Raw genomic sequence first — 20,601 nt, 5'->3', positions numbered from 1 at the left:
ATCGGGTGGCCGATCCGAGGTAGCCGTCGTCAACGGGCGGCTCGTGTGCCTGCCGTGCTCGCCGCCCTCCGCTGACGACCTCATACCTGGGGGCCAGTCGACCCGCAGGTCATACCGGGGAGGGAAGCCGAAGATCGGCTGCAGGGCGGATCCCCCCTGCGAGGAGCGCGGGCTAGCGTGGTGGGATGCTGCGCGACCTCACCCCGGACGCGACCGACACCGCGGCCCCGGCCGCCGCCTGGCTGACGAGAGTGCCGGCCGCCGCGTCCTGGATGGTGGCCTGCTTCATGTTCGCGATGAACGTGGGGATGCTCGCCACCGTCTACGACGCGCCGACCGAGCTGACGGTGGTGCTCGGCGCGGCCTGCGCGGCCCCGGTGGTGATCTGCCGGCACCGGCCGATGACCGCCTGGTGGATGATCTACCTCGGGATGCTGATCACCCCGCTGCTGGTCTCACCACCGCAGGCGAACAACCCCTGGCCATGGCTTCCGATACCCCTGGCGGCCTATCTGATCGTGCTGTTCGCGCTGGCGCAGCACCGGCCGAGATGGATGCTGGCGGCCGTCTGGGTGCTGACCCTGCTCGGCGTCTTGGTGGACATGTCGTTGGTGTCGAGGCCGCCGGACATGGGCCTGGCTGTGGTGCTGCAGCTGGCGGCGGTCATCGTGCCGGTACCGCTGATCGCCGGTGACAACCTGCGCTGGCGCCGCCGAGCCCGGGCGCGGGTCACGGAGCAGGAACAGGTCAGCGCGGTGGAACGGGCCCGGCGCGAGCTGTTGGAGGAGCGTGCCCGAATCGCCCGTGAGATGCACGACGTGGTGGCGCACCACATGTCCGTGATCGCCGTACAGGCCTCCAGCGCAGCGCGTCGGCTCGGCGGGGTGCCGGCCCGGGCTGAACAGGAGTTTGACTCCATCGGGGCGGCGGCCCGGCAGTCACTGGCCGAGATGAGGCGGCTGCTGGGCGTGCTGCGCAGCGACGACGCGGTGCCGAGGCGCGCTCCGTTGCCGGGGCTGAACCAGGTGAGCGAGCTTGCGGAGGTCACCAGGCGGGCCGGCACCCCGGTCGACCTGACGGTGAGCGGCCTGCCCGCGCGCATGCCGCCGGGAGTGGAGCTGTCGCTCTATCGGATCGTGCAGGAGGCGCTCAGCAACGTGATACGGCACGCACCGGGCGCCGCCACGGCTGTGACGATCACGGGGAACGGGACCGGGCTGCGGGTCGTGGTGGAGAACGCGCTCCCGGCGGACGGGAGACGCACGCCCATCGAGCCGACCGCCACCGGGCACGGGCTGGTCGGGATGCGAGAGCGGGCCGCCATGCTGGGCGGTGTCCTACTGGCAGGGCCCGCACCAGGGGGTGGGTTCCGGGTCGAGCTGACCCTCCCTCTGGTGCCGGCCGAGCCGAAAGACGGTGACACGTGACGATTCGGGTGCTCATCGCCGACGACCACGCCATGGTCCGAGCGGGCTTCGGTGCGTTACTGGCCGCCGAGCGGGACATCGAGGTCGTCGGTGACGCGGCCGACGGTGAGCAGGCCGTAGCCCAGACCCGAAGGCTGTGCCCCGACGTTGTCCTCATGGACGTCCGGATGCCTGGGCTGGACGGACTTCGGGCGGCCCGGCTGATCCTCACCCCTCCTCCGAGAGAGCACCGGCCGCGCGTGTTGATGCTCACCACCTTCGATGTGGACGACTACGTGTACGAGGCGCTGCGCGCGGGCGCCAGCGGCTTCCTGCTCAAGGAGGCGCCACCCGGTGACCTGATCTCGGCGGTGCGGGTGGTGGCGGCGGGGGACGCGCTGCTGGCGCCTTCGGTGACCCGGCGCCTCATCGAGGAGGTCGTCCGGTGCCGGCCCGCGCTGCCCAGCTCGCCCTCCCGGACGGGGAGGCTGACCGAGCGCGAGGCCGAAGTGCTCCTCCACATCGCTCGGGGTCTGTCCAACACTGAGATCGCCGCCGCACTCGTCGTCGCCGAACAGACCGTCAAGACGCACATCGGTCGCATCCTGACCAAACTCGATCTGCGGGACCGTGCTCAGGCGATCGTCTTCGCCTACGAGAGCGGCCTTGTCATACCTCGCTCCGGTCTTCCCCTCATCCCGGAAGCCGCGCCCGCCGGGATGCGCGCCTCGCCGCTCGGCGCGCGCGACGTTCTTGGCCGGCCATACCGCGACCTTGGTGGCGTCGGCGGTTGAACAGATGCGAAAGCCCAGGTGCTTGCGGATCTGGCTGTGGTGGTACTCGATCGTCGAGCCGGACCACTTGTACAGCCCAAGCTCCGAGGCGGGCACCTTGACCTGCTTGGCCACGTGCTCGACTGCCTCGTCAGGCACCTCAGAGCGTCCTCGCGGAAACCGGCCGTACCGCGTGTAGAACTCCAGCAAGTGAGTGGAAAGGGTATAGCGGCGGGTGGTGTCGAGTAGCTCGGCCACGCCAACGATTTCGACGCCGGCGCGGAGCAGGTCGGTGGCCAGGGTGTGCCGCAGAGTGTGGGCGGACAGGGCGAGGGCGCCTGCTTCGTCGACGATGTCGGCGTCGGTGGCGAGTTCGTCCATGAGCAGATCGGGCTCGTTGTTCTGGCTGTCGGCTTTACTCTCCTCGCGCTGGCCGCAGGCTCCGCGACTCCCGGCACGAACTGGCTCAGCTTCCTGCCTGGTGTCGTCGTCGGCGGGCTGGGGATGGGGCTGACCGTGGCGCCGCTGGCCCAACTGACGCTGGAGAAGGTCCCCGCCAGGCACGCCGCCTCCGGATCCGGCCTGTTCAATACCATTGCTCAGCTCGGCGCGTCCGTAGGAGTAGCCCTCTTCGGCACCGTCTTCTTCGCTCAGCTGTCCACACACGCCGGCGAGCCGACCGGCGGATGCGCAACCGCCTTCACCGCCACCATCTGGGGCAGCCTCCTCCTGCTCGCCATCACCTTCGCCGTCAGTTTCCTGCTGCCACGCAAAGAGGCTGTATCAACCCCGGCCTAGGTGCTGAACCCGTGAAACGGTTGACGAAGGCGGCCTGACCCAACATCCAGCGGATTCGGCCGCCTTCATGACGCCCACGGACTCAGCGTGTCCGTGTCCCCGCTCATGCACTGCCGAGCGAGTCGAGAGCCGGGCGTTCAGATCGAGGCGTACTTCTCCGTACGGGCGGACATGCAGCCAGAACAGCGAGGTCAGGCCGCGCCGGTCGACCATCTCCACCTCATCGCGCCGGTTGGTGGAAATCTCGCCGCCGCGGCCGTAGCAGATGACCGCGTTGAGTCCTTCCTCGATCTCCCGCTGCAAGTCGCGATCGCTTAAGTACCGGGCGACGAACGTGGTACGTGCCGCCCGGCCGATCTCCAGCATCGCCTGGTAGGCCGGGGGAGAGGCGGTGCGGGTCCGGATCGCGGTGGCGTACTTGACGACCTGGTCGTAGTTGGTGGCGATGATCTCCCAGCGGACCGGCCAGGTCATCGCCGGCGCCAGATTCGTATACCGGGCCAGGTCTCCGTGATCGGCCTGGTGGAGCTTGACCCGGTTGATCTGCTTGATGCGCGGCAGCAGGTCCACGTTCAGCACAGCCCGGTGTCGCGGGCGGCGAAGGCAGGTGTGAAGCAGTCACGCGGGCTGGGCAGTCCCGAACGGGCGGGTGGTCCAAGTGGACCCAGGGGTGCCGGGGCTCGGCCCCGGCACCCTGTCCTTGACACGACCGGGTGGCGGCGAGATGGTGACGACCATGGTCTGTGTACCCGACGGCTACATCCGCGGCGGGGATGACTTCGCGGACCACCCTTGGAGTAACTGGGCACGGACGATCCGGCTGAACATCCCCCGCTGGCTGTGCCCGGCCTCGCTCACCGACCTGGTCGACATCGTACGGCAGGCATCCGCGACCGGAGTCGAGCTGCACGCGCTCGGCAGCGGCTGGGCATTTGAGGACGTGGCGCTGTCCCGCGACTGGATGGTCAACCTCGACAAGCTGAACAAACCCTTGACCAACGTGGTGGACGCCGCGCTGACCGATGGCCGGCGCGCGGCCCACGACGGTCCGGGCGAGGAGAAACTCTTCCATGTCGAAGCCGGGATCAAGATCGTCGATCTGAACGAGGCGCTCGACGCGGCCGGCCTGGCCATGATCACCTTGGGCGGTGCGAACGGGCAGAGCCTGGCCGGCGCCCTGTCGACCTCCACGCACGGTGGCGATGTGCGGCTACCGCCGATCGCCGACCTGGTGCAGGCGATCCACCTGGTCACCGTGGGCGGCCAGGAGGTGTGGATCGAGCGGGCCTCGGCGCCCGTCACCACGGACGAGCGGCTGCGCCCCGTCCTGCCGTGCGGCCAGACGCGGATACGGCGTGACGACGATCTGTTCAACGCGGCGCTGGTCGCGTGCGGCCGTTTCGGCGTCATCTATTCCGTGGTGCTCAAGGTGCGGCCGCGCTACCGGCTGGCCGAACACACCACCCGACAGCCGGTCTCCTCGATGCTGGCCAGGCTGCTGGCCGGAGTGGAGGACGGGAGCGGGCTGGCGCCGCTGCTGGACTCGCTGCCCGACCCGCCCGTGGCGCTCAACGCGGATCTCACGGCGCCGTCCCGGTTCCTGCAGGTCGCGTTCACCTCGCTGGGGCAGGCGGACTGCTGGATCACCCAGCGGTGGCCGACCGCCGATCCCGAGGACCTGCACCCCGTGCTGCCCCGGCCATGGTGTGGCCACGTGGCGTCGGCCTTCATCCTGCTCGGCGCCGCGACCGCGCTGGAGCAGGAGGCCGGGCTGGTGGCGCTAATCCCGCTGGTCGGCGTGGTCTGGGCCGCCCAGCTGCTCATGCGGGCGAACGAACTGAAACTGGCGATAGCGGATAATCCGACCACTGGCGAGGCCACGGCACGTGCGGTCACTGCGGCCTGGGAGTCGGGCCTGGGAATCATCGTGCCCAAAATCAACGAGAAGTCCATCGCCGACCGCCTCGACAAGTCCGTGAACGGGGGCCGGCGCGGACCAAGTCACCTGATCATGACCGGCGGCCGGGAGGAACCCGACTGCTTTCGCGGCCTGTCCACCGAGCTCATCTTCCCCGGCCACACCCGCGCCTATCTCGACTACCTCGCGAGGCTGATCAGCGCGGGCGACAAGTTCCAGCAGGCCGGCTACATCTCTCTCCGCTTCTCCGCACCGTCGGGTGCCCTGCTCTCGATGCACAACCTCGCCGCGCCGTACGTGGTGTCGATCGAAGTCGCCTGCTTGGCCGGACTGCCGGAAAGCAAAGCCTGGATGGAGTTCGCCGAACGGTCCGCGAAGACGTTCGGCGGGCGCCCGCACTGGGGTCAGGGACATCACCTGACCGCCGACGAGGTGAGGCGACTGTATCCGGAGGCGACCCTGGAACGGTGGCGCGAGGCACTGCGCGGCGTCAGCGGGACCGCCCGTACCTTCAGCAACGCCTTCACCAGGCGCTGCGGTCTGGAGCCCGCGGCCATTCCCCGCGCCGCCACCGTCGGGCGGATACGCGTCACCACCGGTCCCTTCGCCGGAGTCGGCGCCGGCTCGGAGCGGGTGTACTCGCCGGACGAGTACGGGAACATCGAGGTCGACCTGGGGGACACCGACCTCGGGGAGTCGCGCATGGGCGTGCTCTCCTTCGCCAACGTGGGCGCCGCCGACCTGCAGGTCGGCGTGGCGGCGCTGGAAGGCGACTGGGGGCCGGCGGACATTCGCGTGGATGTGTCCAGCCCCGCCGCCACCGGCGAGACCACGAAGGTGGTTCTGCTGTTCTCCCCGTCCCTGGTCGGTCCCGTGACGGGGCAGGTGATCCTTTCGGCGAGCGCCGCGGCCACGCCCCGGTTCCGCGTCGGCCTGCGCGGGTCGGGGCACGGCCCGGACCTCACCGCCGATCATTCGCACCTCGACTTCGGTGAGATCGAAGTCGGCGGCAGCGGGGCCCGGACACTGCGCCTGCACAACAGCGGCGACCGGGAGGCCCAGATCAGTGGCCTCGCGATCACTGCCGACTCTCCGGGCGACTTCGAAGTGCGACCTGAAGGCGCGATCGTGCCGCCAGGGCAGTCCGCCGACCTGACCGTGACCTATACGCCCACCCGCCCCGGGCCGACCCGGGCGAACCTCGTCCTCTACCTGCGCCGTGGCCCCGGCCACCGGCGGATGGAGGTCACGCTCGGCGGGATGGGCATCGCGCCGGTCGCCGTCGTCGTTCCCGACACGCTCGTCTTTCCCGGCGTGCCGATCCGCCGGGCCGGCTCGTGGCAGGGCGTCGAGATCTTCAACCAAGGGACGGCCGCGCTGCGGTTCGGCGACCTCACCTTCGCCGGCGACTTCGAGGCCATGCTGACGGACACCTCGCCCCTCGCTCCCGGGCGATCCCGGACCCTGCTCGTCCGTTTCCGCCCCACCCGCCCGGGCCCGCGTTCGGGCGCCGTCCTGCTAACCGGCAACACGATCGGTGATCCGCCGGCCGTCTCGTGCACCGGGACCGGTCTGGCGGAACCGCTGCTGGTGCTCGACCCGCCCGACGCGGACTTCGGCACACAGCCGGTGGGCACCGTCGGTGCGATCCACAGGGTGCGCCTGGCCAACGACGGCGTAGCCGATCTTCACGTGGTGTCGGTGCACCTGGCCGGGGCGCATCCCGGCGACTTCGCCGTGGCACAGCCAGTGGCGGGCCTGCCGCTCGCGCCGGAGGCATGGCAGGTCCTTGGGGTGCTGTTCCTGCCCACCGCGACCGGCAGCAGGTCGGCGGAACTAGTGGTGACGTCCGACGCCTTCGGCAGCCCCCATGTCGTCCCGTTGACCGGGCACGGCATCCCGGCACCCGCCCTCACGGTGACCCCGACCGCGCTCGACTTCGCCGCGACGCCCGCCGGCGAACACCACACCGGGCTTTCGGTCACCGTCGTCAACAACGGGGCCGCGCAGATCGAGCTCGTCGACATCCAGATCGTCGGCGCGGACGACTTCGCGGCACCCTCCGGCGTGCTTCCCGTCGTGGTTCCCATCGGCGGCCGGCAGGCGTTCGATGTCGGGTACGCCCCACGGTCGGTCGGCGACCACAGCGCGGAACTGGTGTTCAGGTCGGCCGCCGGGGACACGGCGACGGTGACGCTGCGGGGCACCGGAACAGGGGCGAGCCTCGTCTTCGACCTGCCTGAGACGGACTTCGGGCTCTGGCTGGTGGGGGCGAACAGCGAGTTGAAGGAGGTGACCCTCACCAACACGGGCAACGTCGTGGCGGACCTCGGCAGCCTGGTCATCGAGGGGGACTTCTTCGGCCGGGACGGTTGCGCCGGGCTGCCGCTCGGGCCGGGGCGCTCCTGTGCGGTCCGGGTGCGGTTCCGGCCTTCCGGTGTGGGGATTCGTACCGGAGCCATCGTCGTCAGCGACCTTCACGGCGGCGTGCACAGGACCGTGCTGCGCGGCATCGGCGGTATGCCAGTGGCGGCGATCCAGCCGTCCACGATGGACCTGGGAACCGCCGACCTCAGCGGCGCCGAGGGCGAGGTGGTTGTCTCGAACACCGGTGCCTGGCCCCTCACCCTGCACGATCCGGTGGTGACCGGTCCCGGCGCGGCCGACTTCACCCTGCCCGTGAGCGGCGACGGCGCGGTGGTGGCGGCCGGCTCGCACACCACCATTCGGGTCAGGTTCGTGCCGAGCGCCGCCGGTGAGCGGACCGCGCTGCTGCGTTTCACGAGCAACGCGGCGGGCTCCCCGCACGAGGTGGCGCTACGCGGCACTGGACTGATGCCCTGAATCCGGTCAAGTCGCCGGGTCATGGTCTGCCCGCACGTCCCAGCTTACGATTGGCTCCTCTGCCGGGACGAACGGGGGAGGCGCGACGGTGTGACGCTGGTCCGGCCGGTGGAGGATTGGCCCCTACTGATCTGCGGGCCGATCATGCGGAGGGTCACCAAAGACGAGGTCGCGGTCTTCGTCGCGACGAAACGGTCGTGTTCCATCCGGCTCGTCGTCTACGAGCCGGGAAAGAACAATCCCAGCCAGCAGGCGACCCCGGTGCAGACCCGCGCCCTGGGCGCCGCGCTCCATGTCGCGGTCTGCCACCTGACCGTGACCGGCAACCGGCTCCAACCCGGTGTCGTCTACGCCTACGACCTGCATTTGACCCCCACCGGCACCGGCGACACCGAGACCCTGGCCGACCAGCCCGGCCTGCTCTCCGGGGAGTATCCGCTCGGCTACCTGCCCGACTCGCTGCCCTCGTTCGCGCTGGCCCCCGGGCTGGCCAGCCTGAACATCGTGCACAGTTCCTGCCGCAAGCCGCACGGCGGCGGCCAGGACGCGCTCGTCATGGTGGATCTGCTCATCGAGCGCTCCAGGGACGCGGCCAACGAGCGGCCCCACCAACTGCTGCTCACCGGCGACCAGATCTACGCCGACGATGTGGCGCTCACCATGCTGCACACCTTGCAGGAGGCCGCCGGGCTGCTCGGGGTGCAGCCGGCCGAAGAGTTCCCTGGTTCGGTGCGGGTGACCTCCGATCAAGTCAAGCCGGGCGGGCCACGCGAGGCGTACCTCAAGACGAAGTCCACGAAGAAGCCCATATTGTCCAGCAGCGAGAGCGTCAACCATCTGATGTTCTTCGCCGAGTTCTGCGCGATGTACGTCATGGTCTGGTCGGACGAGCTGTGGCCGCGCGACTCCGCCGGCCGCCCCTCGCTCGGCGGGGTCGCGGGCGAGCAGAGATGCGTCCGGCGTGATCTGAGCGATTTCGTCCGTACGCTGCGCCGGGCGCGCCGGGCGCTGGCGAACGCGCCGACAATGATGATGTTCGACGACCACGAGATCAGCGACGACTGGAACATCGACCGGGAGTGGTTCGACAACACCCGGTCCGACGAGGTGCTGCGTCAGATCGTCCGCAACGGCCTGCTGGCGTTCGGCGTCTTCCAGGCGTGGGGGAACGAACCGGCCAGGTTCGCGGCTGGTGCTCCGGCGAAGCTGCTTCAGTTGGTGACGGTCCCGGCCGGTGGGGCGGCGCCGATCGCGGGGGATCCGGGGGCTGCCGACATCCTGCTCGACCTCACTGTCAAGGAGGGGGAGCGGATGACCTGGGACTGGTCGATCGACGGCGAGGAGCATCGCGTGATCGCCCTGGACTCGCGTACCCGCCGCGACTACGTCTCCAAAGGGCCGAAACGCCCGGGGCTGTTGCGGGCGGAGGAGGTGGAGCGGCAGCTCATCGCGCGGCGGCCCAAGCCGCCGGGTGATCGGCTGTGCCTGGTGATCGCCCCCGCGCCCGTGTTCGGCCATCCGCTGGTCGAGCGGGTGGTGCAGCCGCTGCTCGCGCTGGGCGGGCTGTTTGGCGGTAACCGACGCGCCGACCAGGAGAACTGGGCCATCAACCAGGTCACGTACCAGAGGCTGCTCAGGGAGTTGGCCGAGTTCGGCCGGGTTGTGTTGTTGTCCGGCGACGTGCACTACGCGTTCACGATGCAGATCGCCTACTTCGGCCCGGGCGGCCAGAACCCGGCGCGCATTCTGCAACTGTGCTCCAGTTCGGCCAAGAACGCGGAGGGCAAAACCCGGGCGATCCAGTTCATCGGCTATCTGGGCGACCAGGGCGAAGGCTGGCTGGGTTTCGCCGACGGCCTGTCGGCGGTGGACCGGGTCCTGCTGACCGTGGCGCTGGAGCGGCCCCAGGTGCACGACTTGATCGAGCCGCTCCAGCAGATCCTGATCCGCCGGACCAAGGCGTGTGACCTGCTCGGCACACCCGCGCTCGTCCCCACCGGGCCGTGGGGCGACCCTATCGCGCTGCTCCGGGTCAGCCAGCTGGCCAAGGCCGCCGACTGGAGTTACCAGGTGAGCTTCCTCACCGACCGGCGCCCGGGCGACCGGCGGCTCGGCGACGCGGCGCAGGCCGACCCGCGTACGCCGCCGGAGATGGCGGTCGACGAGATCCGCAACGCGCACCGGGCGGTCGTCGGCGAACCCAACATCGGCCAGATCCTGTTCCGCACCGTGGGCGGGCGGCCGTTCCTCGCGCACCGGCTGCACTGGATGACGGGCGGCAAACCCGAGGAGTCCGCGCAAACGTTCACGCTGCATCTGGCCCCGCTGTACCCCCCAGGTCCCGACGAGCGACCGGAGCCGTTCTTCCTATGACCGAGCGGAACGCACTCGACGGTATCGTGGACATCGCGCTCGACTTCGTGGCTCCGCTGGTGCTGGCGGCCGGTGACGAGCAGTCGATGATCACATTGCTCAACCAGATGGGCTGGTCGGCCCCCGACCTCGACGTCGAGGACTCGGTCACCAGGCTGCTCGACACGGTCGAGGCGCTGCGGTCCGGGCTGGACTTCGGGTCGATCGACGCCCTCGCCAAGACCCTGGGCTCACTCGCGGACACGGTGGGCGCCCTCGTGAGCTTCGCCGACGAGTTCGCCGCCGCGGCGGGGCAGGTTTCCGCCGAGGTCGTCGAAGCGTTCGCTGCCGACCTGGTGAACCATCTGACCGTGCTCTACATCGGCCGGGAGCCCGCGCTCTACAGCGCGTTCGAGCTGATCGGCCTGATCGAGCGGCGGCCCGCCGCGCCCGTCGCGCCCGGGGCGCCGCTGAGCCGGTTGCCGGTGCTCCGGCCCGTGTTCGCGCCGGAGGTGGTCGGCGAGTTGCTGCGCGACCCGATCGGGCATCTGCGGAATCGGCTGGGCGTGCGTCCGCTCGCTGACGAGGAGGCGGCGCGGCGGGTGCTGGACGAGGTGTTCCGGCCGCTTCTCAACCTGGTGGTCATGGCGGGTGGCCGGGGGGTCGTCGGGCTCGGCGGCGTCGAGCCTGAGGCGCCCACCCCGGAGGACGACGCGGCCCGCCGCCGGGCGACGTTCATCATGGGGTGGCTGGGGGCGATCGTCGAACTGGTGCCCACCGGTGTGGGCGACGGTCCCGGGATGCGGCTCACGCCGTACGGGGAACTGCGGATCGCCGGGGAAGAGCTGGCCCTTGAGGTGAGCGGCGACATCGTCTCGGTCTTCTTTCCGGCGGGCGGCGCTCCCGTCGTGGACGGCCCGGACGGCGTCACGCTCCGGCTCACCTACACCCGGGCCACCACGGACGGTCAGGCGTTCAAGGTGGGTTCGGACAGCGCCCGGCTGACCGTCGAGGGCTTCACGGCGGGCGTGACCGCGCGCCTGGGGGCCCAACTCGACCTGGAAGTCCAGGCGGCGGTGGAGCGGGCCCGCTTCACCCTGGCGCCCGCCGAGGGCGACGGGTTCCTGGCCTCGGTGCTGCCTGCCGACGGCCTGGCCTTCGACTTCGACCTCGGGATCGGCTGGTCCAACCGGCGCGGGGTCTTCTTCGCCGGGGCCGCCGGGCTGGCCGCCGAACTGCCGCTCCACGTCGACCTGCTCGGCGTGCTGACCGTCGAGGTGCTCCACCTCGGCCTGCGCGCGGACGCCGACCACATCGAAACGCGCGTCGGCGTGACCACGACGCTGCGGCTCGGACCGGTGAGCGCGACCGTCCAGGAGATCGGATTCCAGGGCCGGGCGACGTTCCCGGAGGGCGGCGGCAACCTCGGGCCGCTGGACGTCGTGCCGAGGTTCCTGCCGCCGCGCGGGGTGGGGCTCACCATCAAGGCGGCCGCCGTCACGGGTGGGGGATTCGTCCGCAACGAGCCGGAGAAAGGCAGATACCAGGGGATCCTGGAGTTGGCGATCGGCGACGTCGTGGCGGTCACCGCGATCGGGCTGATCTCCACGGGGGACGACGGGTTCAGCCTGCTGGTGATCCTGACGGCCGAGTTCCCGCCGATCCAGCTCGGGTTCGGTTTCACGCTGTCGGGGCTGGGCGGCATCCTCGGGCTGAACCGGACGATGAACGTGGACACGTTGCGCGATGGCGCCCGGACCGGCGTGCTCGACTCGATCCTGTTCCCCCGCGATCCGGTCGCCCGCGCCGCCCAGGTGATCGCGGACGTCGAGTCGGTGTTCCCCACCGCGCCCGGGCGGTTCACCATCGGGCTGATGGCGCGGCTCAGCTGGGGCAGCCCGCAGATCGTCGAATGCGATCTCGGCCTCGTGCTGGAGTTGCCGCTGCCGCTGAAGATAGCGTTGCTGGGCCGCCTCGGCGTGGTCTTGCCTGATCCGGACGCGGCGATCGTCGTCCTGCGGCTGGATGTGGTCGGGATCCTTGATCTCGGCCGTGGTGAGCTGTCGGTGGACGCCACCTTGCGGGACTCACGCGTCGCGGTCTTCGACGTCTACGGCGATATGGCGCTGCGCATCGGCTGGGGCGCCACCCCGGCTTTCGCCATCTCGGTTGGCGGCTTCAACCCGCGTTTCACCCCACCGCCGGGCTTCCCCGCGCTGCGCCGCCTGACGATCGCCCTGGCCTCCGGTGACAACCCACGGGTGCGGCTGGAGACCTACCTGGCGACCACGTCCAACACCCTGCAGGTCGGGGCCCGGCTGGACGCGCACGCCGAACTGAAGGCCGGAGTGCTCGGGCTGTTCAGCGCCGACGTCTACCTGGGGTTCGACGCGCTCATCACCCTGTCCCCGTTCCAGTTCATCGTGGACTTCGGCGGCGGCATCGTCATCAAGCGCGGCGGCGACCCCTTCATCGGAGCGGAACTCGTGCTCACCCTGTACGGCCCGCAGCCGCTGCGCGCCACCGGCTACGCCGAGGTGCACTTCTTCGGCAGGCACAGGATCCCGATCGACGTGTCCATCGGAGCGGAGCCGGAGCAGACCGCCATCTTCGCCGAGGACCCCGTCGACGACCTGGTGACCGCGATCACCGACCCCGATTCATGGTCGGCGCTGCCCCCCGGCGGGGAGGCCGTCGTGGTGCTGCGCGAGACGATCGGCACCGCGCTGCTCGCCCCCCCTGGGGGCAGCCTCTCGGTACGCCAGCGGGTGGTCCCGCTCGGCGTGACCATCCAGCGGTACGGGGGCGCCCCCTTGCCGGGCGGTCCGCGCGCGTACACGCTCACCTACACCGTCGGCGGCCAACCGGTCAGCCCCGGCGAACCGGTGCGCGACTCCTGGGCCCCCGGCGACCTGTTCACGCTCACCGACGACGAGAAGCTGTCCTGGCCCGCGTTCGATTCGCTCATCTCCGGCAGCAGCGGCATCGGCACGCCCCCCGCACGCTCGGGCACTCCGGTCCAGGCCGGCCAGGAGGAGTACGAGACCTGGGTGATCGACGAGGACGACCCGAAGCCGCGCCCGATCGACCCGGGTGTTGCACCGCCGGAACCCGTGCATGCCCCGGCCCGGGGACCGGCCGTCACACTCGCGGGGCCGTCCTTCGCGGTGGCGTCCACGACCACCCTCGCCCTGCTGGCCGGGCCGTTCCCGAGCTGGGTGGAGGCGGCGGCGATGGCGCGTACGCTGCCGGGGGCGCAGGTCGTGGCCGCGCACGAGGCGGTGCGGCCGTGACCGAATTCGTGCCGTGGATACGGGCCGGGCTGGCCGGGGCGGTGACCTCGGTGGACCCGCTGGAGGGGCCGCTGCCGTCGCGGGCGGCGTTCACTGTTCACGCCGCGGTCGGCGGTGGCGCGGGCTCGCTCGACGTGCGGCTGGCGGGGCCGGGCGACGTCCTGGCCCCGGGCCGGGGGGGCACCATGATCCGCACCGACCCCGCGGACGGGGCCGACACGGCCGAGCCCACCTTCTTCTGCTGCGTGGAGTTCGCGATCCCCGACCTGCCGTGGATGTTCACTCCGGCCGCGCCGAACGGCGACCGGCTGCGGCCCTGGATCGTCCTGATTGTGGTGGCCGCCGACATCTGCGAGCTGGATCCGGGGGACGAGCGACGGTTGCCGGTGCTCTTGGTGCCCGACGTCCAGGCGGAGCTGCCCGATCTGGGACAGTCGCACGCCTGGGCCCACGCGCAGGGCGGCCGGTCCCGCCTGCTCTGCCCCCGGGTGCTGGCGGATGGCACGTCCTACATCGCGGCGGTGGTGCCCGCGTTCGAGTCGGGACGGCTGGCCGGGCTGCGGCGCCCGGTGCCTGACACGGCCACGACGGATCCCGCCTGGGAGGTTTCCCACGCCGAGCCACGGGAGCTGCCGGTGTACGCCTCGTGGCGGTTCACGACCGGCCCCGGCGGTGACTTCGCCACGCTCGCCTCGCGGCTGCGCCGCCACCCGCTGCGCCCGGAGACCGCCGTGGGCCGGACGGCCGAGGTGCCCGAGCTCGGCCCGTGGGTCTTCCCCGGCGCCCTCGGGTCCACAGACGATCCGTTGCCGCCGCCCGAGCACGCCGCCGCGCTCACCGCTCTGGTCGACGGCCCCTTCGGCCCGCCCTGCTACGGCAGATGGCATGCGGCCGAGGGATCCTTGGCCGGGGCGGCGAAGCCGTGGCTGCGGCGGCTCAACCTCGATCCCCGCTATCGCGCGGCGGCGGCGCTGGGCGCGCGGCTCGTCCAGGAAGGCCAGGAGGAGCTGATGGCCGACGCCTGGCGCCAGATCGGCGAGGTGGAGGCAGCCAACGCGCTGCTGCGCCAGGCCCAGCTCGCCCGCGCGGCGAGCCAGGTCCCGTATGCCAGGCTGGCCGAGCTGGAGGCCGCCGAACTCGTGCTGATGTGCGGACCGCTGCTCACACGGGTGCGCGGCGAGCGACTGACGCTGGCAGCGGAGATCGAGTCGAGCCGGGTGCCGCGCGGCCTGCTCTCGCCCGCGTTCCGGCGGGCGCTTCGCCCGCGCGGCCCGCTGGCGAGGCGGACGGGCCTGACCGCGGCCGAGTTGCTGCGGCAGGTCGACGACGGTCTGCCGGCGGTGGGGGAACGGCCGGTGCCGGACGGCACGGTCACCCTGCCCGGCTGGTGCGAGATCACCGGCGACCTGCTGGACGAGCATCGCGAACAGCGTCCCGCGCACGTATCGGAAAGTGCCTGGGACGCCTTGCTGCGCGCCGCCGTCGAACAGCAGAGAGGAATGCCGCCGTGCGCCCCCGCGGAGCCGCCGCCCGGCCGTCCCGCGATCCCGCTCGCCCGGATCAAGAAGGTCCTGCTCGCCGCCACCCGGCCCGATGACACGATTCCCGCCCGCGTCGCCGTACGGCTGACGCCGCCGGAGGGCTGGGCGCCGGCGGACCCGCTCGCGCCGATCCTGGCCGCGCCGGTGCTCGACCGGCCGCTCTCGCGCGACCTGATCGCGCTGTCTCCCGGGCTGCTGCTGCCGGGCATCGAGGAGTTGCCGCCCGAGTCGGTCACCGCGCTGCCGGTCAACGAGCGGTTCGTCGAGAGCCTCATGGTGGGGGCCAACCACGAGTTCGTCCGCGAACTGCTGTGGCGTGGTTATCCGACCGACCAGCGTGGCACCTCACTGCGCAGATTCTGGGACCGGCCGGTGGACGACGACATCCCCGCGATCGATCACACCTGGGACGGCGATCTCGGTGAACATCTGTTCGGCGCGGGCGAGCAGATCGTCCTGGTCATCCGGGGCGAGCTGCTGAGACGTTACCCACGCACCCGCGTTTACGCCGCCCCGGTCCGCCTGGTCGACGGCAGGCGCGAGCCGGTGCCGGGGGAGGAGCGCCTGCCCGTTTTCGCGGGGCGGATCCCGCCCGACCTGACTTTCCTGGGGTTCGACCTGCCCGCCGACCCGCTGGGGTGGTTCTTCGTGCTGCAGCAGCCGTCCGGTGAGTCCCGGTTCGGACCGCCCGCGACCATGTCGGGCCGTACCGCCTCGGGACATGTGGATCTGGGGGCGGAGCGGGGCCAGAGCGCCGCGCAGGTCGCCGCACGGTGCGAGCGGCGGCCGCTGCGGGTGTGCCTGCACTCCAGCGATCTGCTGGAGGTGTCGCGGTGACCCCCTATGAACGCCTGGTCGAGTTGCGCGCCACCGCCGAGACCGCGCGCCGGACCGCCGCGGGGGTGTTCGCCCAGTACCTCGCGATGCGGCAGCGGGGAGTGACCGGGGTACCGCTGGTCAGGCAGTTGCTGCTGGTTGGGCAGGCGCAGACCGCGGCGGACCGGGCGCAGGCGGAGCTGGAGAAGGCGATGGACGCCACGATCGGCGCGCTCGATCCGGGCGTGCCGCTGCTCCTGCTGCCGGTACGCCTGGAGACCCGCTACCAGGACAACCTCCTTAAGATCCGGATATTTCCGGATGTGGATTTCGATGAGCACGAGCATCCGTTGGCCCCCGCCGAGGTCGAGGCCGGCCTGGCCTACTGGCGGGACCCGACGGACGCCGCGTGGGGCAGGCTCGTCACCCAGGTCGGTGAACTCCGTGCCGAATGGGTGAAACTCAAGCTGACCCCCGTGAACGGTGTCTTCCCCGACCCGCCGACCCAGGACGGCCGGTGGACGCGGCCACGCCGGGCGGTGCTGCTGCCCGACCGGTGGGTGGCGCACGCCTACCGGGGCGGGACCAGGATCGCCACCGCGCGCGGCAACCTGATCAGCCGACCGCTCGACCTGGGCCCCGACCCCGCCGCCCGCCCGGACGGCCCGGACAATATGCAGTGGATGCGCGATTTCGAGACTGCCGTACGGATGGGCATGGGCCTGCTCCTGCCGCTGCCCGACCGGGAACGGGTGGACCTGCTTCTGGTCACGGGCGTACGCGGGACGATGACGGCGGCCGAGGACGCCTCGGCGCTCGGCACGCTGCTGACCGCGCACCGCTACCACACCGGCCTGAGCCTGGTCCCGCACGGCACCCCGACCAACAACACCGAGGAAAGGCGGGCCGGGCACACGCCGGACGCGCCGGGAAGGGACGCCGACGCCCTCGCGGCCGCGTTCGGCCTGCCGCTCGACGGCCTGCCCCTGGGCGGGTACGACGTCGAAGGTCAGGCCGACCTCGCGGCCGTGCTCTGGCCCGGCACCTGGGGGTACTACCTGACGCAGTTGCTGCGGCTGGACGATTTCGACCATGCCGGGCCGCGCTGGCGCCGCTGGGCGCTCGACCATGTCCGTCCCTGCGGCCCGCTGCCGGCGCTACGGGTGGGCGACCAGCCGTACGGGACGCTCCCGGTCACCTCGCTGAGGCGGTGGCGCCCGCTGTCGGACCGGGGCAACCTGGTGGAGGTCGAGCTTTACCGGCCCGACCCGGTGAGCGAGCCGAAGCTGGCCATACGGGTGCTGGGAGACCTCGACAAGGGCTCGGGCTGGACCTACCGCAAGACCCTGGCCCACGACCTGGCCGCCCCGGCCGACGCGACGGGCGTGGCCGCCCTGGTCCGCGGGGAGAACCTGCTGGTCGGTTTCGCGGGCACGCTGAGCTGGCCGATCTACCGCCTGCGGGCGGACGGCGCCGACCAGGTGGGCGCCCTCGCGGCGCCGCCGACACCGCCGCCGACCGGGCTCGGCCTCGCCTTCCACGGCGAGGATCTGGTGGCCGTCGTGCAGACGCCCGGTGCGGTGCGGATCCATGTCGGGCGGTCGGCCAGGCCGGACGGAACCGTCAACGGCTGGGACCCTCCGGTGGACGTCACCTCGGTCTTCGCGCCCGGCGAGCGGATCCTGGGCGCCGAGTCGGCCAGCGACCACCTCGTCGTCCTCACCGCCGGCGGGCCGGTGTCCGTCGATCCGATCTCCGGGCGGCCCGTTCCGCTCAACTACCGGGTCACCCATGGCATCGGGGGAACCTGGTCGGAGCGGCGCGCCGTCGGCTCCCTGGAGGGTGAGAACGCGCGGCTCACCGCCGCGTCGGCGGCGTTCGGCCTGGGACGGCTGCACGTGAGTCAGTTCTGGACATTCGACGGCCTCACGGCCGGCACGGGCCAATACCACGTCGGCCACGAACTGGCCGACGGCGTCCCGGCGCGCTGGATCGGGCCGTTCAACGCCTCCGCAGGCGAGGACGGCGGGGTGTTCATCGGCGCGGCCACCGCCTTCGCGCGGCGCCTGCCGAGCCGGTCCCACGCCGTCGGGCCGAACACCCCCGCCGGATGGGTGAACCTGCTGCGTGCGCTGACCACCGAGTGGCGTGCCGCGCTGCCCCGGGTCGCCCAGGTCCGGCCGGGCGATCGCAACCCGGGCCGGACGGTGCTCGACCTGCTGGCCACCGACGACGTGTCCGCTTCCTACCAGGTCAGGCCGTTCATCGGGCCGATGGTCCGGAACGTGCTGCACACCGTAGCCAGACAGCCGTCCACCGCCGCCGACGCGTGGGAGTCGCTCCAGCCGCTGCACGAACGGCTGGGGCTCCGCGCGCCGCGGATCCCGCTGCTGGGCCGCGGCGGCTTCGCCGAGGGCGCGCTTAACGTGGACCGCCCGTTCGTGGTCGAGCCGGCGCCCGGCTGGGCGGAGCACCCCCTACCCTGGCTCAGGGAAATGGCCCGCGCCACCCCCGCCGAACTACACGAGGGCTGGTCGGATCCGGACACGCCGCTGCTCGCGGCCCTCGTGCGGCACAGCCTCCTTCAGGCGTACGCCGACGCCGCGCTCGCCCTGGTGCCGGTACCCGCGGATCCGCCGCCGCTGCCCGAACCCGAACTCGTAGACCTAGTGGACATCACGCAGCCCGACCCGATCGAATCGACAACGCCGACCTCGTGGCGGCATCTTTCGACCGCGACCCTCGGCGGTCAACCGGTCACCGACCTGATCTACCGGGCCGCGCACCGCGAACAGCCGCCACCCGAGGTGCTCGGCGTGGCCGACTGCCTGGCCGCGTTGTCCCGGCTGGCCGACCGGCCCGCCGGGGAGGTGGCCCGGCTCGCCGCCGGCGTCCTGGACGCCGCGTCCCATCGCCTCGACGCCTGGATCACGGCGGTCGCCACCGACCGGCTCGGCGCGCTGCGGGCCGCCACCCCGGCCGGGGTACACGTTGGCGGCTACGGCTTCGTCCGGGACCTCGCGCCGTCGGACGGAACGGCCTCCACCGGCTACATCCACGCGCCCTCACCCGCGCACGCCGTCACCGCCGGGGTCCTGCGGTCGGGATTCCTCAGCCACAGGGACACCACGCTCGCCGTCGACCTGTCCGCGGCCCGGGTGCGGGCCGCCCTGGAGACGCTCGACGCGGTCCGGGAAGGGCGGCCGCTCGGCGCTGTGCTCGGCGCCCGGTTCGAGCGTGATCTGCACCAGGCCGGGCTCGCCGCCCACCTGCCCGTGTTCCGGCGGTTCGCGCCGCTGGAGGTGGGCGTGCTCACCCCCATGCCGGACGAGGTCCCGGTCACCGCCGCGGCCGCGTTCGTTACGGTGGACGGGCTGGCCCTGCTGCTGCGCGAAACCGAGCTGCCCTGGGGGACGGAGCTGCCCCAACCCGGCAGCGGCCCGCACAGGGAGCTCACCGCGCTGCTGGCCCGGCTCCGGGACAGGGCCGACGCGATCGCCGACATCGGCATGGCCGAGAGCGTGCATCAGACGTCGCAACGCAACCCGATGCGAGCCGGCGGCAGCCTGGACGCGCTGTCACGTGGTGAGGTGCCGCCCCCGGAACCGGAGGTGGTGCGCTCGCCGCGTACCGGGATCGGCGTGGCGCACCGGGTGCTCGTCGTCACGCCTCCCGCCACCGCCACCTGGTCCGCCACCGAGGCGCAGCGCGCGCTGCACCACCGCGCCGCCGCCGAACCCCGGCTGAACGCCTGGGCGGCTCAGCTGCTCGGCGACCCCGCCAGGGTCAGATGGCGGGCGGATGGGCGCGAACTGACGCTCGCCGAGGTCGGCCTCTGCCCGCTGGACGTGGTGGCCCCGGGGACCGGAGTGGTGGCCCGGCTGCGGCGGTACGCGGCCGGGGCCGAGGTCACGTTCGACCGGGCGGACCACTGGCCCGCGGAGGTGCTGTCCGTACCGGAATTGCTGGAGATCGCGGCGAGCGTACGGTCGGTCATCGGCGCCGGCCGGGCGGCGACCGCCCAGGACCTGAGCCGTGCGAGCGCTCCGGGCACGAACGACGCGGAGGCGCGCGGCCGTGCGGCGGACGCCGCCGACGCCCTGCGGGACGCGCTCAACCGGTTCCGCGACACCGGCGACGACGGGCCGCTGGCCTGTTTCGGCGTCGCCGACGCCGAGGAGGCGGAGGAACGGCTGCGGGACGCGGCCGCGGCCGAGGATCCGCTAAGCGCCATCGAGGCCGTCTTCGGGCCGGGTTTCCGCGCCTTGCCCCTGTTCACCGCCGAACCGCCGGACGGCCCCCCCGAGGGGGCCACGGCGGACGCGATCGAGGACTGGATCGCGGACATGGCGCGGGTCCGCGAACCCGTCGGGCGCCTCGCCGACCTGGTCCTGCTGTCGGAGACCTGCGGCGGCGCGCCCGTGACGTGGCACGTCGGCCAGCAGGGCAGCAGCCCCCGCTGGGCGGCGCTGCCAGGACCCGCCACCGCCGGATCGGTGTCCATCGTGTGCGCCGGGGCGCCTGACTCCACCGCGCCGCTGGCGATGCTGGTGGTGGACGCCTGGGTGGAGGTCGTCCCCGCCAAGACGGAGAACACGGCCGTGGCCTTCCACTTCGACGCCCCCGACGCCTGCGCGCCACAGGCGCTACTGCTGGCGGTGTCACCCGACCCGCTCGCGCCGTGGGAGGACGACACGCTCGCCGAGGTGGTCAGGGAGACGGCCGAACTGGCCGAGGTCCGGATGGTGGACCCGGATCTGGTGCCCGCCATGGGGCACCTGCTGCCCGCGCTGCTGCTGGCGCAGAACGTCGGCGGCCATCCGGCCGGCGACACGGTGTCGACCCCGCTGCGAGGCTGAC

General features: G+C 71.9%; 9 protein-coding genes and 1 pseudogene. 8 read left to right on the top strand and 2 right to left on the bottom strand.

Translation table 11 applies throughout. The annotated features are described in order from the left end of the window. Window positions 1–185: 185 nt before the first annotated feature. Both ABT061_RS43450 and ABT061_RS43445 read left to right on the top strand, forming a co-directional pair. On the top strand, window positions 186–1,427 hold the full coding sequence (locus ABT061_RS43450) for a sensor histidine kinase (protein WP_350929386.1): 1,242 nt from the start codon (window positions 186–188) through the stop codon (window positions 1,425–1,427). After that, complete coding sequence (locus ABT061_RS43445) at window positions 1,424–2,200, top strand: response regulator (protein ID WP_350929384.1); 777 nt, start codon at window positions 1,424–1,426, stop codon at window positions 2,198–2,200. Before ABT061_RS43450 ends, ABT061_RS43445 begins: the two co-directional genes overlap by 4 nt. Here ABT061_RS43445 and ABT061_RS43440 read toward each other — a convergent pair. Beyond that, window positions 2,198–2,560: pseudogene (locus tag ABT061_RS43440) on the bottom strand (DUF4158 domain-containing protein); the annotation flags it as partial. The gene ABT061_RS43445 and the pseudogene ABT061_RS43440 sit on opposite strands and share 3 nt — an antisense overlap. Here ABT061_RS43440 and ABT061_RS43435 point away from each other — a divergent pair. Continuing rightward, on the top strand, window positions 2,483–2,977 hold the full coding sequence (locus ABT061_RS43435; protein WP_350929381.1) for an MFS transporter: 495 nt from the start codon (window positions 2,483–2,485) through the stop codon (window positions 2,975–2,977). The pseudogene ABT061_RS43440 and the gene ABT061_RS43435 overlap by 78 nt on opposite strands. Here ABT061_RS43435 and ABT061_RS43430 read toward each other — a convergent pair. Further along, window positions 2,963–3,547 carry a Tn3 family transposase gene (locus ABT061_RS43430; protein WP_350929379.1) on the bottom strand — a complete coding sequence of 195 codons (585 nt, stop codon included), beginning with the start codon at window positions 3,545–3,547 and terminating at the stop codon, window positions 2,963–2,965. The genes ABT061_RS43435 and ABT061_RS43430 overlap by 15 nt on opposite strands. Before the next feature lie 166 nt (window positions 3,548–3,713). Between ABT061_RS43430 and ABT061_RS43425 the strand changes: the two genes are divergently transcribed. The 5 genes from ABT061_RS43425 (at window position 3,714) to ABT061_RS43405 (ending at window position 20,600) form a co-directional block, all read left to right on the top strand. Further along, the gene (locus ABT061_RS43425; protein ID WP_350929377.1) at window positions 3,714–7,739 is read left to right on the top strand and encodes a choice-of-anchor D domain-containing protein; all 4,026 of its coding nucleotides are present in this window, start codon (window positions 3,714–3,716) and stop codon (window positions 7,737–7,739) included. 90 nt (window positions 7,740–7,829) lie between these two features. After that, complete coding sequence (locus tag ABT061_RS43420) at window positions 7,830–10,112, top strand: metallophosphoesterase family protein (protein WP_350929375.1); 2,283 nt, start codon at window positions 7,830–7,832, stop codon at window positions 10,110–10,112. Next, a complete protein-coding gene (locus ABT061_RS43415; protein ID WP_350929373.1) occupies window positions 10,109–13,384 on the top strand; it encodes a DUF6603 domain-containing protein in 3,276 nt (1,091 codons plus the stop codon). The genes ABT061_RS43420 and ABT061_RS43415 overlap by 4 nt, the downstream gene beginning before the upstream one ends. Then, complete coding sequence (locus ABT061_RS43410) at window positions 13,381–15,762, top strand: hypothetical protein (protein WP_350929371.1); 2,382 nt, start codon at window positions 13,381–13,383, stop codon at window positions 15,760–15,762. Before ABT061_RS43415 ends, ABT061_RS43410 begins: the two co-directional genes overlap by 4 nt. After that, window positions 15,759–20,600, top strand: coding sequence for a hypothetical protein (locus ABT061_RS43405; protein WP_350929369.1), 4,842 nt, complete (start codon window positions 15,759–15,761; stop codon window positions 20,598–20,600). Before ABT061_RS43410 ends, ABT061_RS43405 begins: the two co-directional genes overlap by 4 nt. Window position 20,601 lies beyond the last annotated feature (1 nt).

It is taken from the genome of Streptosporangium sp. NPDC002544 (assembly GCF_040295965.1).
Lineage (GTDB): Bacteria > Actinomycetota > Actinomycetes > Streptosporangiales > Streptosporangiaceae > Streptosporangium.
Note: the sequence above shows the minus strand (reverse complement) of the source record. Positions and strands in the feature narration are given on the sequence as shown.

Excerpts from the sequence above, each read along its gene's own strand:
- ABT061_RS43450 (WP_350929386.1), top strand. The coding sequence starts at position 186 with ATGCTGCGCGACCTCACCCCGGACGCGACCGACACCGCGGCCCCGGCC.
- ABT061_RS43425 (WP_350929377.1), top strand. The coding sequence starts at position 3,714 with ATGGTCTGTGTACCCGACGGCTACATCCGCGGCGGGGATGACTTCGCG.
- ABT061_RS43415 (WP_350929373.1), top strand. The coding sequence starts at position 10,109 with ATGACCGAGCGGAACGCACTCGACGGTATCGTGGACATCGCGCTCGAC.